We start from the raw sequence: 13,593 nt of genomic DNA, 5'->3' as shown, positions 1-13,593 counted from the left end.
CTGATCGGCGGCCTAGATGTCGCCGCCGACATTGGTGACGGCGCCGGGCGCGCGGGCGACGTGGATGCCGCACTCGGTCTTGTCCTGGCCCGCCCAGCGGCCGGCGCGGACGTCCTCGCCCTCCTCCACCGGCTTGGTGCAGGGCCAGCAGCCGATGGACGGAAAGCCTTGCGCCACAAGCGGATGGGCCGGCAGGTCATGCTCGGCCATATAGGCGTCGAGCTCGGCCTTGCCCCAGTTGGCCAGGGGATTGAATTTCACCTGGGTCTCCGCGGGCTCCACCACCGGCAGCGACAGACGGTCGCCCCCATGGAAGCGCTTGCGGCCGGTGATCCAGGCGTCGAAATCGGCCAAGGCGCGATCCAGCGGGATCACCTTGCGGATATTGCAGCAGGCGTCGGTGTCGGTCTGCCAGAGCTTGGCGTCGGGATCGGTGGTGGCCAGGTCCTGATAGTGCGGACGCAGGTCGCGCACGTCGGTGAGGCCGAGCTTGGACGCCAGGGTCTTCCGGTAGTCGAGGGTCTGGCCGAACAGCATACCGGTGTCGAGGAACAGCACCGGCGTGTCCGGCTTGATCTTCGAGATCATGTGCAGCAGCACCACCGATTCCGCCCCGAAGGACGAGACCAGGGCCAGCCTGTCGCCGAAGGCCTCGACCGCCGACTCCAGCACCGTCACCGGGTGGGCGTGGCGCAACTCGGCGTCCAGGCGGGCGGCGAGCGACGGGCGCTCGACATTATCGAAAGCCATACTCATCACTCCCGTTCCGCGAAGGCCGGAAGCCGGCCGTCGGCGGCGCGCTGATAGACATGACGTTGACGGTGGGCGACGTGGGCCCACTGCTCGGGGGTCGAACCGTCGGCGGGTTCGAAGGCGTCCATGCCGGTTCGGACCATGAAGCCCGCCTGTTCGCGCAGGACATCGCCCACGGCGCGGATTTCGCCCTTGAACCCGTAGCGCTCCCGCAGCAGCCGAGCGGCCGTATAGGCTCGCCCGTCGCGGTACTTGGGGAAGGCCACCGCCACCACGGCGATCCGCGGCAGGTCGTAGGCCAGGGTCTCGACCTCCTCGGCCGGTTCGATGCGCACTCCCACCGAACGACCTTCCGACAACAGCCGGTCGCCATCCGACTGGAAGCGGGTCAGCGAGATGATCACGTCGCCGGGAGGCAGGCCCTCGTCGTCGCCGACGTGGGTGAAGGGGTCCTCGGCCAGGACGAAAGTCCCGTCGGACTGGAGCTTAATTCGCGTCGGCATAGACGGCCTCCTTGAACGGGGCGACGCCGGTGCGGCGCACGGTGTCGAGGAAGCGTTCTTCGCCCTGGCGTTCGCGCAGATAGACGTCGACCAGGACGTCGATGGCCTCGGCCACCCGGTTGGCCGGCAGGGCGGGACCCAGCATGGAGCCCACCGCCGCATCCTCGGCGCCGGAGCCGCCCAGGGTGAGCTGGTAGAACTCCTCGCCCTTCTTATCGACGCCCAGGATGCCGATATGGCCGATGTGGTGGTGGCCGCACGCGTTGATGCAGCCGCTGATCTTGATCTTCAGCTCGCCGATCAGCTCGGCGCGGTCCTGGTTCTCGAACTTGCGCGCGATGTCCTGAGCGATCGGGATCGCCCGGGCGTTGGCGAGCGCGCAGTAGTCCAGCCCCGGGCAGGCGATAATGTCGGAGATCAGGTTGACGTTCGGCGTCGCCAGACCGGCGCGCTGCAGCTCGGCGTGGACGACGGCGAGGTCGTCCAGCTTCACGTGCGGCAGGACCAGGTTCTGCTCGTGGGTCACCCGGATGTCGTCCTGGCCGTAGCGTTCGGCCAGGTCGGCCACAAGGTCCATCTGGTCGGAGCTGGCGTCGCCCGGCGTGTCGCCGATGCCCTTCAGCGAGATCTCGACGATGGAATAGCCGGGACGCTTGTGCGGTCGCAGGTTGTTGCGCGCCCAGCGCGCGAAGATCGGATCAGCCGCCTTGGCCTCCTCGAAGGCCTCCGAGCGGTTGACCAGGGTGTCGAAGCTGGTGGGGGCGAAGGCGCCGCGGATGCGGGCGATCTCCGTGTCGGGCAGGTCGCCGGCGGCGCCTACCTTCTCCCACTCGACCTCCACCTGGCGGGCGAACTCCTCGGCCCCCAAGGCTGCGACCAGGATCTTGATCCGGGCCTTGTAGCTGTTGTCGCGCCGGCCGTGGCGATTGTAGACCCGCAGCACAGCTTCCAGGTACGAGAACAGACGGTTGGCGGGCAGGAACTCGCGGATGGTCGGGCCGACATATGGCGTGCGCCCCAGGCCGCCGCCGACGATCACCTCGAAGCCCAGGGTCCCGTCGCGGGCGCGACGGACCATCAGGCCGATATCATGCACCTTGGCCGCCGTGCGGTCCTTGGCCGAGGCCGTGATGGCGATCTTGAACTTGCGCGGCAGGAACGAGAATTCCGGGTGCAGGCTTGACCATTGGCGGATCGCCTCGGACCAGACGCGAGGATCGTCGATCTCTTCGGCCGTCGCGCCGGCATAGGGGTCGGCGGTGACGTTACGGATGCAGTTGCCGCTGGTCTGGATGGCGTGCATGTCCACCGCCGCCAGCTCGTCCAGGATCGCCGGCGTATCGGCCAGCTTGATCCAGTGGAACTGCAGGTTCTGGCGCGTGGTGAAGTGGCCGTAGCCCTTGTCGTACTTGCGGCCGATCTCGGCGAGGGCGCGCATCTGGGTCGGGTTCAGCGAGCCATAGGGGATCGCCACCCGCAGCATGTAGGCGTGAAGCTGCAGATAGAGGCCGTTCATCAGCCGGATCGGCTTGAACTGGTCCTCGGTGATCTCACCGGCCAGCCGGCGGCCGACCTGTTCGCGGAACTCGGCGGCGCGGTCGGCCAGGAATTCTTTATCGAGGGTGTCGTACTGGTACATTGGCTCCCTCCTCTCCTAGCGCTTGATCAGGTTGACGCGGCCGGTCGAGCGCGCCGCGCCGGAGGCGTGTTGCAGAGCCTGGATGGCCGCGCCGCCCTCGGCCTGCTTGCCGTGTCCGAGGTGATTGGTGGGGCCGAGCGCCCGGATGCGTTCGCGGTAGCTGAGCGGCGCCCACAGGCCCTCGCTCTCAACCAGATCGATCAGATAGGCGTCCACAACAACAGTCGGCTGGTTCTTGGCGTGGGCTTCGGCCACCTCGCCGGTCTCCGCGCCGGCGAACAGCTCGGCCTCGGCGAACCGCTCGACCCAGCGCCCGGCTTTCCAGAACACCACCTCGCCGTCGTCCAGGCGGTTTGCGGTCAGGGCTTTCAAGACTTCGCTCCCCGCTCGCGGCCGCGAGCTTCGACGTGTGAGACAAGTTCGGCGGTCCCGGCCTGAGCCAGCGCCATGGCCTCGCCGACGATCAGAAGCGCCGGTCCGGCCACCTCCGCCGCGGCCTCGGGGAGACCGGAAAGCGTGGTGACGATACGGCGCTCGTCGGCGCGGCTGGCGTTCTCGACGATCAAGGCCGGGGTCGAGGCCGCGCGACCGGCGTCGATCAGCCGCGCGGAGATCCCCGCCGCGGTCGAAACGCCCATATAGATCACGACGGTCTGGTTGGCCTTGGCCAGGCTATCCCAGTCCAGGTCCGGAACCTGCCCCGTCGAGGCATGGCCGGTGACGAAGGTCACCGCCTGGGCCGAGCCGCGATGGGTGAGCGGCGCGCCGGCGCCGGCGGCGGCGGCGAGCGCCGAGGTGACCCCGGGGACGACCTTGCACGCCACGCCCGCTTCGCGGCAGGCCTCGAGCTCCTCGCCGCCCCGGCCGAAGATGAACGGGTCGCCGCCCTTCAGCCGCACGACGGTCAGGCCGTCGTGGGCGAAGGCGACCAGCATCCTGTTGATGTCATCCTGGGCGTAGGAGTGGCGCGACTTGCGCTTGGCCACCGAGATCCGCCGCGCCCGCGAGGGCGCCAGGTCGAGGATCTCGTCGGAGACCAGGCCGTCATGCACCACCACGTCGGCGGTCTGCAGGACCTTCAGGGCCTTGACCGTCAACAGTTCAGGATCGCCGGGACCCGCGCCCACCAGCCAGACGGTCCCGGCCGCGCGATCGCCCCGTCCGCCGATGACGACGAGGCGCTTGGTCTCCTTCGCCTTGGGCTCATCTTGGGACATAGGCTTTAGGTTCTCTAAAGGCTAAAACTCTGGAATCGGAGCGGGACGGGCTGGCGCCCGCCCCGCCGGTTTGCCCGCCGACGAAAAGGGCCGATACGACTGCGGACGGTTGCAAACTGGTCGCCGAGGCCCCAATTCGCAACCCAAGGACTTCTGCCGGGGCTGTCAGGAAAACTTGATGGAGAGAAACACTGAGCGCCGCCGTTTGCCGCCGCTCAACGCCCTGCGGGCGTTCGAGGCCGCCGCACGGCACCTGAATTTCTCACGCGCCGCCGACGAGCTTTCGGTGACGCCCGGCGCGGTCAGCCAGCAGATTCAAAACCTTGAGGACTATGTGGGCGCGGCGCTGTTCAAGCGTACGCCCAAGGGCCTGTTGCTGACCGACGCGGCCCAGACCGCCCTGCCAGCCCTGCGCGAGGCCTTCGACCGCCTGGCCGAGGCCGCGTCCATGCTGACCGCCGCCGTGGACGGTCGGCGCCTGACCCTCACGGCCGCCCCCTCCTTCGCCGCCAAGTGGCTGGTTCCGCGCCTGGGACGGTTCGAGGAACTCCATCCGCAGGTCGACGTCTGGCTGTCGGCCGGCCTGGAACTGGTCGATCTGACCGCCGGCGAGGTGGATGTGGCCATCCGCTACGGCGCCGGCCGCTATCCGGGCCTGGAGGTCCGCCGGCTGATCGGCGAGACCGTGATCCCAGTCCTCAGCCCGGCCCTGGCCGAAGCCCAGCCCCTGAACACCCCCGCCGATCTCGCCAACCACATCCTGCTGCACGACGGATCGCCCGAGCCCGACGACTCCTGCCCAGACTGGACCATGTGGCTGGCGGCGCGGGGCCTTCGAAGCATCGACGGCGCCCGTGGCCCGCGGTTCAATCAATCGAGCCTGGTGATCGAGGCGGCGCTCAACGGCCGCGGCGTCGCCCTGGCCAAGCGCACCCTGGCCCAGGCCGACCTGGACGCCGGCCGGCTGATCACCCCGCTGGACATCACGACCAACGTGGATTTCGCCTATTACGTGGTCCATCCGAAGGCCAAGGGCCGCCTGCCGCAGGTGAAGGCGTTCATCAATTGGATCGCCGCCGAGGCCGAGGCGCACGAAGCCGCGCTGAGAAGCCTGGACAATGGCGCCGGGATTTAGTCCTAGAGCCCCATGACCCTGTTGACCGAAGATCGGCCCCTCCCTGCCGACTGCGAGACCATGGTCGACGTCCGCAAGGGCGTCGACGCCTTGGACCGCGCCCTCGTCCTGCTGTTGGCCGAGCGCCAGCGCTACATGGACGCCGCCGCCCGCATCAAGACCGACCGCGCCACCGTGCTGGACACCGGCCGCATCGAGGACGTGGTGGCCAAGGTGAAGGCTTCCGCCCGCGACGCGGGACTCTCGGAAGGCATAGCCGAACCGGTGTGGCGGCTGCTGATCGACCGCTGCATCGCCTACGAGTTCGGCGTCTGGGATCAGCTGCGCGGCGTGCGCAGGGACTGAATCGCCCGCTCGTGGGCATAGGCGGCGATGTCGGCCAGCGCCAGGTCCAGGGCGTCGCGCACGGCGTCGAGTCCGACAGCGCCTGAGTCCTCGGCCGCGGCGCAGACATCGCCCAGATCGAAGGCGCCCACCCCACGCGCCGCACCCTTGATGGTGTGGACGGCGTCGCGCCAGCCCTCCGAGGCCGGATCCAGCATTCCCGACCACATGGCCGCCTGTTCGCGAAACAGGGCCAGGACTTCGTCGATCATGGCGTCGTCGCCGCGCGCGAAGTCTTCCAGGTAACGGAAATTCACCGCTCCGGTGAGGTCTCGCCTGGCCATGTAATTTCCCTCGTCCCCACGCCTTGCTTTCGGCCGCGCTTCGCGTATGTTCCGCGCCCTCGCCGCCGGGGCTCGACAGGTCCCGAACGACGAATGGGTGCATAGCTCAGTTGGTAGAGCAGCTGACTCTTAATCAGCGGGTCGTAGGTTCGAATCCTACTGCACCCACCACTTTTTCAAAGATGGTGGGAAGATCCCAGGGCGCAGGCGTCGGCCTGGGCCGGCCAAGCCTCGAACTCATCGGGGCTCGCGCGTTCTGGCGCGGAACCCCGATGACGCCGCCCTTGCACTCTCCCACCCAACGGCCGGTCACCAGGCGCATTGGCGCGCAGATCGCCGGCAGGGTCAGAACTGCGGCCTAATACCCGGCCGTCCGGCCGCTGGGCTCGCCGTCCACGATCTGGTCGAGATATTCGCTGAGCCCGTAGCCCACCAGTTCGCCGCAGCGGTACTCCGTCATGCCCTCGGTGATCCGGGTTTGCAGTTCCTGCCCGTCCGGCGTCTTCCGGCGGTTTCTCAGGGGGATCAGGGAGATCACCCGCCCGCTGACCTCGTAGCGCTTGCCGGCGACGGTCTTCACCTTCGCCCTGAGCGCCGTCTGGTAGCCGTGCTCGTCCCAGTCGCTATCGATGACGCACTCCTCGATCAGGTCGTAGACCCCGTCGCGGAACACCATGCCGCCCTGGCGGGCGCCGCCCTTCCCGTCGCCGATCACCGACAGCATCATGCCGAAGTCTCGGGAGAAGTTCATCGGGCACCACCTGTACCAGTCGATCGCCTGCCAATGGCGCGGCCCCCACGACTTGTCGCGCAGGCCGTAACCGGAGATCTCGAACCGCTCGTCGCCGACCGACACGACGCCCTTGGCGGCGCAGTGCTGTTCGTAGTGCGCCTTGGCGAACGACTTCTCCGGGTCGATCTCCAGCGAGGAACCGTCAGCCTTGACGGTTTCGCCGCCATACATCGGAGAGACGCCCTCGTAGTCGAGTTCGACGGTGCAGGGCACGCTCGGGTTCTCGCGGTACGCCTTCTTGGGATCGGCCATCTCCAGCGGGCGCTCCAGCAGGAGCGCCTTGCCCGAAAAGCTCACCTTCAGCCGCTTGAAGGGTTCGACGACCTCGACCCTCAGGCCGCCCGCCGCCATCTCGCGGTTGCCCTCGATCGTCGGACGGCCGAATGCGAAGGCGATCCGCCCGTCCGGCAGATAGATGCAGACGCTGATCTCGGCATAGTTCTCGTTCGGACGGTTGCCGATGCGGAACCACCCGCCCGTCTTCTTCACCGGGTCGAAGACGTTGAAGTACATGCTTTCATTGTAGTTCTTCGCCTCGCCGGGCTCGTGCGGATACTCGTCCGCGGGATCCAGGCGGGTCGTGAGACCCTCAGCCGTCTTCGCCATGCGATCCTCCCGTTGTCGTCTCGGCGCGAGCCTAAATCCACTGACGCAAGGGAACGCCAATCACTCCGCGCCGGGTGCGCTTCGGACCTGCTATCGCTCCAGGAGGCGAGCCGGAATATCGATCTCCATGTCCAGAAGTTGCTGCGCCTTGCCCTTGGCGAGCGGGTCCAGCCGCAGGCTGGAGAACTGTCCGCCGCCAAGCGACTGGATGCAGTGCAGGTTGATCGCTAGGAGGCCCGGCAGGTCGTAGCGGATCACCTCGGGGGCCTTGGCCCCCTCGAACTCGTGGGCGAAGAAGGCCCGTACGGCCTGGGGGCTCAGGGCGCGCCGGATCCAGGGCAGGTATTCCGGACGCCGCGCGATGACCCCGATATTGAAGGCGTCGCCCTTGTCGCCCGACCGGGCCCACGCCAGGTCGATCAGCGGCGCCTGGACAAGAGCCTCGCCGGAGTCGGGGGCGTCGGCCGCCTCGGGACGCACCACCGCGCCCGGGTCGAAAGCCCTGGCGGGCGGCTCCGCCGCCACCTCCATCCGGGCCTCGCCCAGGGTCACCACCGCGGAAACCTCTGTCCGGGGCAGGAGGATCGAATAGACCCGCGCAACGGGGGTGATGGTCGGCGCCCCGCCGAACCAGCCGGTCGAGCCCACGCTCATGGAGGTGGTGGGCGAGGCGAATTCCCGCGCCAGCAGGCCCAAGGCCTCGGCGCTCTCGTGCTCGGCGCCGACGCGCGCGACGACCTCGCGCACAGCCTTGGCTTCCGGCCGGGCCTGGGCGCCGTAGGACGCCTCGGCGCCCAGCACCTCGACCCGGCGGTCGCGCAGGGGCGGCAGGTTGCGATCGCGCAGCATGTCGCCCAGGCGTTCCAACACCGCCTCGGCCTGGCGAGCCGCCTTGCGCACCGCGTCGCGCCCGACGACAGGCATGGCGCCGATGAACCGATAGCCGTCCTCGAAGGTGATGCAGACCTTGTAGCTGCCGCTGGCCGGATATCCCTTGGCCCCCGTGACGCGGACCCGGTTATCGCCCACGGACTCGACCCGCACCTCGGTGAAATCGCACACAACGTCGGGGAGCGCATAGCCCTGGGGATCGCCGACTTCGTACAGGATCTGCTCGGCGACGGCGGCCGGCGACACCAGCCCGCCGGTCCCCGCGGGCTTCGTGACGACGAAGCTGCCGTCGGCATGGCACTCGATCACGGGATAGCCGATGTGGGCCCAGTCGGGCACGTCCTCCCAGTCCGTGAAGAGGCCGCCCGTCGCCTGGGCGCCGCACTCGATCACGTGTCCGGCGAGCGAGCCCGCGGAGAGCAGGTCATGGTCGGCGTCAGTCCAGCCGAACTCATGCATCAGCGGACCGAGCGCGAGCGCGCTGTCCACCACGCGCCCGGTGATCACCATGTCGGCGCCGGCCGCGAGGGCCGCGGCGATGGGCCGGCCGCCGAAATAGGCGTTGGCCGTGAACACGCGGCCGGTATCGGGGAACGCGGCGTTGGTGAACATTTCCGTCAGGCCGCGTCGGGACAGGTCGTCGAGGCGGTCCATCAGGTCGTCGCCCTCCACCACGGCGATCTTGAAGCTCAGTCCGGCGGCGGCGGCCAGCTCCTCCATCCGCGCCCGGCAGGCGTGGGGGTTGAGGCCGCCGGCATTGGTGACGATCTTCACGCCCTGCGCCTTCAGGTCCTGCAGGTTGTCTTTCCAGACCCACTCCGTGAAATCGCGGGCATAGCCCTGGTCGGGACGCGCGGCCTTGAGCTGGCCCAAGGCCGACATCGTCGCCTCGGCCAGATAGTCCAGGATCATGTAGTCGAGCTTGCCGCCCTTCAGCAGCTGCGGCGCCGCCACCGATGAGTCGCCAAGAAAACCACCGGCCCCGCCGATCCGCACGACCTTGTTCATGACGAGTCTCCTTGCCGCATCGGGAAGCCGGCACAGTTAGAGAGCTGCCGTAAGGGCCGGCAAGCCACCCGCCGGCCTAGCGACCTGCATGATCCAGCTCAAGAAGGGCCGACTCGACCTCAGCGGATGCGTCAGCCGGTTCCGCCAGCCCCTTGCGACTGAGGCGGGTTCGGATCGTCTCGGCGGAACTCGATGAGATCGCCCGGCTGGCAGTCGAGCACGTCGCAGATCGCCTCCAGCGTCTCGAACCGGACCCCCTTGGCCTTGCCGGTCTTGAGGATCGAGAGGTTGGCCAGGGTGATGCCGACCCGGCCCGCGAGTTCTGTGAGCGTCATCCGCCGCTCGTGCAGCATGTCGTCGATCCTGATGAGTATGGGCATCAGATCATCGCCTGCAGGTCGCCGCGCAGGCGCGCGCCTTCCTCGAACACGCGGGCCAGCACGAAGATCAGCAGGACGGCGAGCCAACCCGCCGGGGAGAAGTCCCATTCCATCGGCACATGGGACGCCTGCACCTGATGGACCAGGAGGCCCATGCCGGCGTGCAGCACCTCGATCATCAAGAGGCACCAGGCGACGACGCGCAGGCGAGCCGCGTTCTCGGGCACGAAGGGATCGCCGCTCCGGACCGTCTCCGTCATGTCGAGGATGCGGGAGAGCAGCACGTGGATCAGAGCGAACATCGGCGCGCCGACCAGCACCATGCCGCGCAGCGCCGGCAGGAGGCGACCGACGTCGGCTTCCGGCATCTGCGTCCGGTAGTAATGGACGAAGGCGTCTTCGTTGAAGAAGCTGGCGACCAGCAGCACGAAGAAAAGTCCCGCCGCGATGATGTTCAGCGCGCGGCAGACCTTGAGCAGCCCCCGCGACAGGCCAAGCGTGGCGTTGGAGACATCCGACATCAAAATCGCTCCTAAAAATTATCGTCCAACGATATGCCGGTTATTGTTTGGGAGCAATCTATTTATCGTGCGACGATAATTTCTCTTCGTAGGAAGCTCTACGGGAAGCCGGCGATCGGATCCGTGATCGCCTGCGCCATGATTCCGGTCCGTGTCGCCACGAAGGTCAGCGCGCCTCACCCAACCGGCCACGCGTGATCCAGACGACGGCCAAGGCGAGCGCCGCGACGACAACATAGGCCACGGCCTGGTAGGCGCCCACGTAGTGGGCCCCGACCACGGGGAATGTGGCGATGCGACTGAGGTTGAGGAGGGCGTGGAAGATCAGCATGGCGCAGAGGCTTGCCGCGCTGTTGTTGTAAATCCAGGTCATGAGGATGCGGAGGCCGAACGCGCCGAGCAGCCACCAAGCCATGTCGCTTCGCGACGCGCCGATCGCCGACATCGACGGCAGGTGGCCCAGCCACCAAGGGATCGCGAGCACAATGCTCGCACCCAGCGCGCCCCAGCGCTGCTGCAACGGATCGAACGCATATCCCATCCAACCGATCTCCTCGCCGGCCGCCAGAACCAGGAACAGAGCGAAGAGCAAGGCCAGGCGCGGCAAATCCGGCGTGGGGATCGGGTGATCCGCGCCGCTCAGCCGCATGAGACCCCAGCTCGTCAGATAGATGAGCGGCGGAAGCAGACAGGCGGCGGCGATCCAGCGACCACCCCGGATGGTGGTCACATCCACGGCGCTCCGCAACAATAGCGCCGCCCTCCCCCACCCCTCCCGCCAGACCACGAGCGCCAGGCCTGCGATCATCGGCGTGAACGCCAGGGCCAGATCGCTGGTGGGGATTCGAAGAGATCCGATCACGCCCAGGCGGTCGCTGACCAGCCATAGAGGACCCGCGAGCGCCAGGATCAGCAGGAAGAAGGCGACGGCCGAGCGTCTGGCGGTCATGCAGGGTTCCCGTTCAGCGTGTAAGCTTGAGCTTGCGCTGTAGGGGACGGGCGATCAACCGACGAAAGGGTCCGCCTCATTGACGCGATCAAGTCGCGGCGGTCCTGACGCGCGATTGACGTCCCTCAAGGCAATCGGGCGCGCCTTCGGCTTGGCTGTGAGCGTCCCGCGGTCACGGCTAAGATGGCGAGGCGGTCCCTCGTGCCCTCACCGGTGCTAAACCTGACCCCGCTGGAGGACTTCACATGGCTAGACAACTCGCAGTCCCAACCGACCACACGCTCAAGATGGCGCTCCTGCTCCTGCTAGCGGCGGCGGTGCTGGCCTTGTTGCCCTCTCGGCTCCAGTGACGCGCGGCGATCCCGCCGCGCCGGAGCCGTCCGGCGAGGCCCGGCCGTTGTCCCTGGCGGCCTTCGCCCAGCGGCTGGCGCTGACCGCTGCCGCGGTGGTCGGCGTCGCCCTGGTGGTTCGGCTTGCCGATGTGCTCCTGCTGGTCTTCGGCGCCATTCTCGTCGCGGTCCTGCTGCACGCGGTCGCGTCCCCGTTGCGTGACCGCACCCCGCTCGGCCGCACCGAGCTCGGCCGCATGGCCAGCCTCGTCATCGCGGTGGTGGTCTGCGGCGCGCTGATCGCCGCCACGATCTGGGCGTTCGGCCGCCAAATTGAGATGCAATTGGCGAACCTCGCCGACCTGCTCCCGCGCGCCTGGACCGAACTGGAAGCGCGGCTCGCACGCTCGACGCTCGGTGATCTGCTGCTGGTGGAGGTCGGCCGGCTCACCGGGCCGGACGGCGGATGGCTCAGCCTGGCTCCGAAGTTCGCCGCCAACGCCGCGACGGCGATGGCCGCGACCTTGATCGTCGTGTTCGCGGGACTCTATCTGGCGTTCCACCCCCGCGCCTACGCCCAGGGCTTCGTTCGGCTGTTTCCGCGGCCGGCTCGCGCCCGGACCACTGAGGTCCTGGAGGCGACCAACGACGCCCTGAAACGCTGGCTGATAGGGCAGTTGCTGTCGATGGTTCTGGTCGGAGCCACGACGACACTCGGCCTCTGGCTGGTCGGCGTTCCCTCCCCGATCGGTCTGGGAGTCCTGGCCGGAGTCAGCCAGTTCGTTCCGGTGGTCGGTCCGATGGCCGCCGCCGTTCCCGGGCTCCTGATCGCGCTGACGGCAGGTCCGCAGACCTTCGCCCTGGCGGGCGCGGTCTATCTCGCTGCGGCGCAGATCGAGGCCAATCTCGTGACCCCGCTGATGCTCCGCCGGATGGCCGAGCTGCCCATGGCGGTGACCCTGTTCGCGGTCCTGGGCATGGGCATGCTGCTCGGCCCGCTCGGGGTGCTGTTCGCAACGCCGCTGGCCGTCGTCGCCTATGTGATCGTCAGGAAGGTCTATGTCGAAGGCGTGCTGGGCGACCCGCCGGAGCCCATGGCGCGGGCTCGGCGCGAGGGCCGGCCAGCCTAGTCCTTGCCGGCCGCCTCGCTCAGGGCGATGAACCCCAGGCCGGTGCTCAGCACCGCCACGCCGACCAGAATGCCGAACGCCGTGGTCGATCCGGCGAATTGCCCGGGTGCGATCATCACGGCCGCCACGGCGCTTGCCAGGGCCGAGGCCAGAATCCAGCGCCAGACCTTCAAGGGACGCAGGTCCAGGGCCAGGGCGAGCTGGAAGGCGCCGTCGGCGACGAACACCGCCGTCGCCAGGATCGTCACCGCCAGCGCGCCGGCGGTCGGGTTGAACAGCAGGAAGGCGCCGGCCCCGATCGCCACCAAGCTGCTGAGCAGCCCGCCGAGAAACGGCCGGCCGCCGATCAGCAGCAGCGACGCGCCGAACATGATGCCCCCCGCCAACCAGAGCAGCCAGCCGGCGAAGGCCCCGATGAGCAGGTGTGTGAAGCCGGGCGAGACGATCGCCACGGCGCCGAGCAGCGACATGGCGCAACCGATCCAGAACAGCAGTCTTCGCCGCGCCTGGAGTCGCGGCCAGATCAGCGGCCGGTCACTGATGGAGCGTACGGCGGTCATGGCGTGGTCTCCTCGCGAGCCGGCGGCTTGACGGCTGCCCTGGGTCGGCAAGCCCTAGGTTGCGTGGTGGATCGCCGGCCAGAGACGGCGCAGCGCGACCGGCTGGTATTGGATCAGCTTGCGCGTCTCGCCCGGGTCGAGCTGGTCGGCGAGCACGCTCAAGACCGCCTCGGCCGTGTCGCTGCCCTCGCGGGGAAAGTCCCGCGGCAGGCCGGCCTCCACCGCCTGGGCGAAGGCCTGGGGGTCGTGGATGTCGGAAGCTCCGTCGCCGGGCCGCCAGCCCTCCAGCGCCACGCCTCGCAGCAGAATCGGCAGCTGCGCGGACAGGCCCATCACCGCGTCCATGGGCAGGCTGTCGCGAAGGACGTGGAGCACCGCTCGCAAGGCGCCGTAGGCCTGCTGCCGATCACACGGCTTCAGCCGATCCTCGACCAGCTTCAGCCACGTATTGGTTTCCTGGACGGTGGTGTCGAACACAGCGAGTCCGGTGCTCATGGATCGCACTCCTCTA

General features: G+C 68.3%; 16 protein-coding genes and 1 tRNA gene. 4 read left to right on the top strand and 13 right to left on the bottom strand.

What is annotated here, in order from left to right; translation table 11 throughout:
- Positions 1 to 12: 12 nt before the first annotated feature.
- From M9M90_RS08150 to cobA, 5 genes are read right to left on the bottom strand one after another with little or no spacing between them, the layout of a single operon-like run.
- The gene (locus M9M90_RS08150) at positions 13 to 750 is read right to left on the bottom strand and encodes a phosphoadenylyl-sulfate reductase (RefSeq protein ID WP_254836662.1); all 738 of its coding nucleotides are present in this window, start codon (positions 748 to 750) and stop codon (positions 13 to 15) included.
- A 5-nt stretch (positions 751 to 755) separates the two neighbouring features.
- Entirely contained in the window at positions 756 to 1,256 is a 501-nt protein-coding gene (locus M9M90_RS08145; protein WP_254836661.1) for a DUF934 domain-containing protein, read from the bottom strand.
- Positions 1,240 to 2,895 (bottom strand): nitrite/sulfite reductase, encoded by a 1,656-nt coding sequence (locus M9M90_RS08140; protein WP_254836660.1) that lies wholly within the window; start codon positions 2,893 to 2,895, stop codon positions 1,240 to 1,242. The genes M9M90_RS08145 and M9M90_RS08140 overlap by 17 nt, the downstream gene beginning before the upstream one ends.
- 15 nt (positions 2,896 to 2,910) lie before the next feature.
- The gene (locus M9M90_RS08135) at positions 2,911 to 3,267 is read right to left on the bottom strand and encodes a DUF2849 domain-containing protein (RefSeq protein WP_254836659.1); all 357 of its coding nucleotides are present in this window, start codon (positions 3,265 to 3,267) and stop codon (positions 2,911 to 2,913) included.
- Positions 3,264 to 4,112, bottom strand: a complete 849-nt coding sequence (cobA, locus tag M9M90_RS08130; protein ID WP_371876911.1) for a uroporphyrinogen-III C-methyltransferase — start codon at positions 4,110 to 4,112, stop codon at positions 3,264 to 3,266. Before cobA ends, M9M90_RS08135 begins: the two co-directional genes overlap by 4 nt.
- A gap of 178 nt (positions 4,113 to 4,290) precedes the next feature.
- Between cobA and gcvA the strand changes: the two genes are divergently transcribed.
- Together gcvA and M9M90_RS08120 are read left to right on the top strand one after the other, a co-directional pair.
- Complete coding sequence (gene gcvA / locus M9M90_RS08125; protein WP_254836658.1) at positions 4,291 to 5,247, top strand: transcriptional regulator GcvA; 957 nt, start codon at positions 4,291 to 4,293, stop codon at positions 5,245 to 5,247.
- A 12-nt stretch (positions 5,248 to 5,259) separates the two neighbouring features.
- The gene (locus M9M90_RS08120) at positions 5,260 to 5,592 is read left to right on the top strand and encodes a chorismate mutase (protein ID WP_254836657.1); all 333 of its coding nucleotides are present in this window, start codon (positions 5,260 to 5,262) and stop codon (positions 5,590 to 5,592) included.
- On the opposite strand, the gene M9M90_RS08115 is transcribed toward M9M90_RS08120, so the two are convergent.
- On the bottom strand, positions 5,565 to 5,915 hold the full coding sequence (locus tag M9M90_RS08115) for an Hpt domain-containing protein (protein WP_254836656.1): 351 nt from the start codon (positions 5,913 to 5,915) through the stop codon (positions 5,565 to 5,567). The genes M9M90_RS08120 and M9M90_RS08115 overlap by 28 nt on opposite strands.
- Before the next feature lie 95 nt (positions 5,916 to 6,010).
- Between M9M90_RS08115 and M9M90_RS08110 the strand changes: the two genes are divergently transcribed.
- Positions 6,011 to 6,086, top strand: a tRNA-Lys gene (locus tag M9M90_RS08110).
- 187 nt (positions 6,087 to 6,273) lie between these two features.
- Here the strand turns inward: M9M90_RS08110 and M9M90_RS08105 are convergent.
- The 5 genes from M9M90_RS08105 to M9M90_RS08085 all read right to left on the bottom strand — a co-directional run bounded on the left by M9M90_RS08105 (position 6,274) and on the right by M9M90_RS08085 (position 11,063).
- Positions 6,274 to 7,314, bottom strand: a complete 1,041-nt coding sequence (locus M9M90_RS08105; RefSeq protein WP_254836655.1) for a hypothetical protein — start codon at positions 7,312 to 7,314, stop codon at positions 6,274 to 6,276.
- A 90-nt stretch (positions 7,315 to 7,404) separates the two neighbouring features.
- Entirely contained in the window at positions 7,405 to 9,213 is a 1,809-nt protein-coding gene (locus M9M90_RS08100) for an acyclic terpene utilization AtuA family protein (RefSeq protein ID WP_254836654.1), read from the bottom strand.
- Positions 9,214 to 9,344: 131 nt separating this feature from the next.
- On the bottom strand, positions 9,345 to 9,593 hold the full coding sequence (locus tag M9M90_RS08095) for a helix-turn-helix transcriptional regulator (protein WP_254836653.1): 249 nt from the start codon (positions 9,591 to 9,593) through the stop codon (positions 9,345 to 9,347).
- Positions 9,593 to 10,114: a DUF2975 domain-containing protein gene (locus M9M90_RS08090; protein WP_254836652.1), complete on the bottom strand. Its 522-nt coding sequence runs from the start codon at positions 10,112 to 10,114 to the stop codon at positions 9,593 to 9,595. Before M9M90_RS08090 ends, M9M90_RS08095 begins: the two co-directional genes overlap by 1 nt.
- Positions 10,115 to 10,280: 166 nt before the next feature.
- The gene (locus M9M90_RS08085) at positions 10,281 to 11,063 is read right to left on the bottom strand and encodes a type II CAAX prenyl endopeptidase Rce1 family protein (RefSeq protein WP_254836651.1); all 783 of its coding nucleotides are present in this window, start codon (positions 11,061 to 11,063) and stop codon (positions 10,281 to 10,283) included.
- Positions 11,064 to 11,409: 346 nt separating this feature from the next.
- Between M9M90_RS08085 and M9M90_RS08080 the strand changes: the two genes are divergently transcribed.
- Positions 11,410 to 12,522, top strand: a complete 1,113-nt coding sequence (locus tag M9M90_RS08080; protein ID WP_254836650.1) for an AI-2E family transporter — start codon at positions 11,410 to 11,412, stop codon at positions 12,520 to 12,522.
- Here M9M90_RS08080 and M9M90_RS08075 read toward each other — a convergent pair.
- Together M9M90_RS08075 and M9M90_RS08070 are read right to left on the bottom strand one after the other, a co-directional pair.
- Positions 12,519 to 13,082, bottom strand: coding sequence for an HdeD family acid-resistance protein (locus M9M90_RS08075; RefSeq protein ID WP_254836649.1), 564 nt, complete (start codon positions 13,080 to 13,082; stop codon positions 12,519 to 12,521). The two genes, M9M90_RS08080 and M9M90_RS08075, sit on opposite strands and share 4 nt — an antisense overlap.
- A 54-nt stretch (positions 13,083 to 13,136) precedes the next feature.
- Positions 13,137 to 13,577 (bottom strand): DUF2267 domain-containing protein, encoded by a 441-nt coding sequence (locus M9M90_RS08070; RefSeq protein ID WP_254836648.1) that lies wholly within the window; start codon positions 13,575 to 13,577, stop codon positions 13,137 to 13,139.
- Positions 13,578 to 13,593 lie beyond the last annotated feature (16 nt).

Source organism: Phenylobacterium sp. LH3H17 (genome assembly GCF_024298925.1).
GTDB lineage: Bacteria > Pseudomonadota > Alphaproteobacteria > Caulobacterales > Caulobacteraceae > Phenylobacterium.
This window is presented reverse-complemented; position numbering and strand designations above follow the sequence as displayed.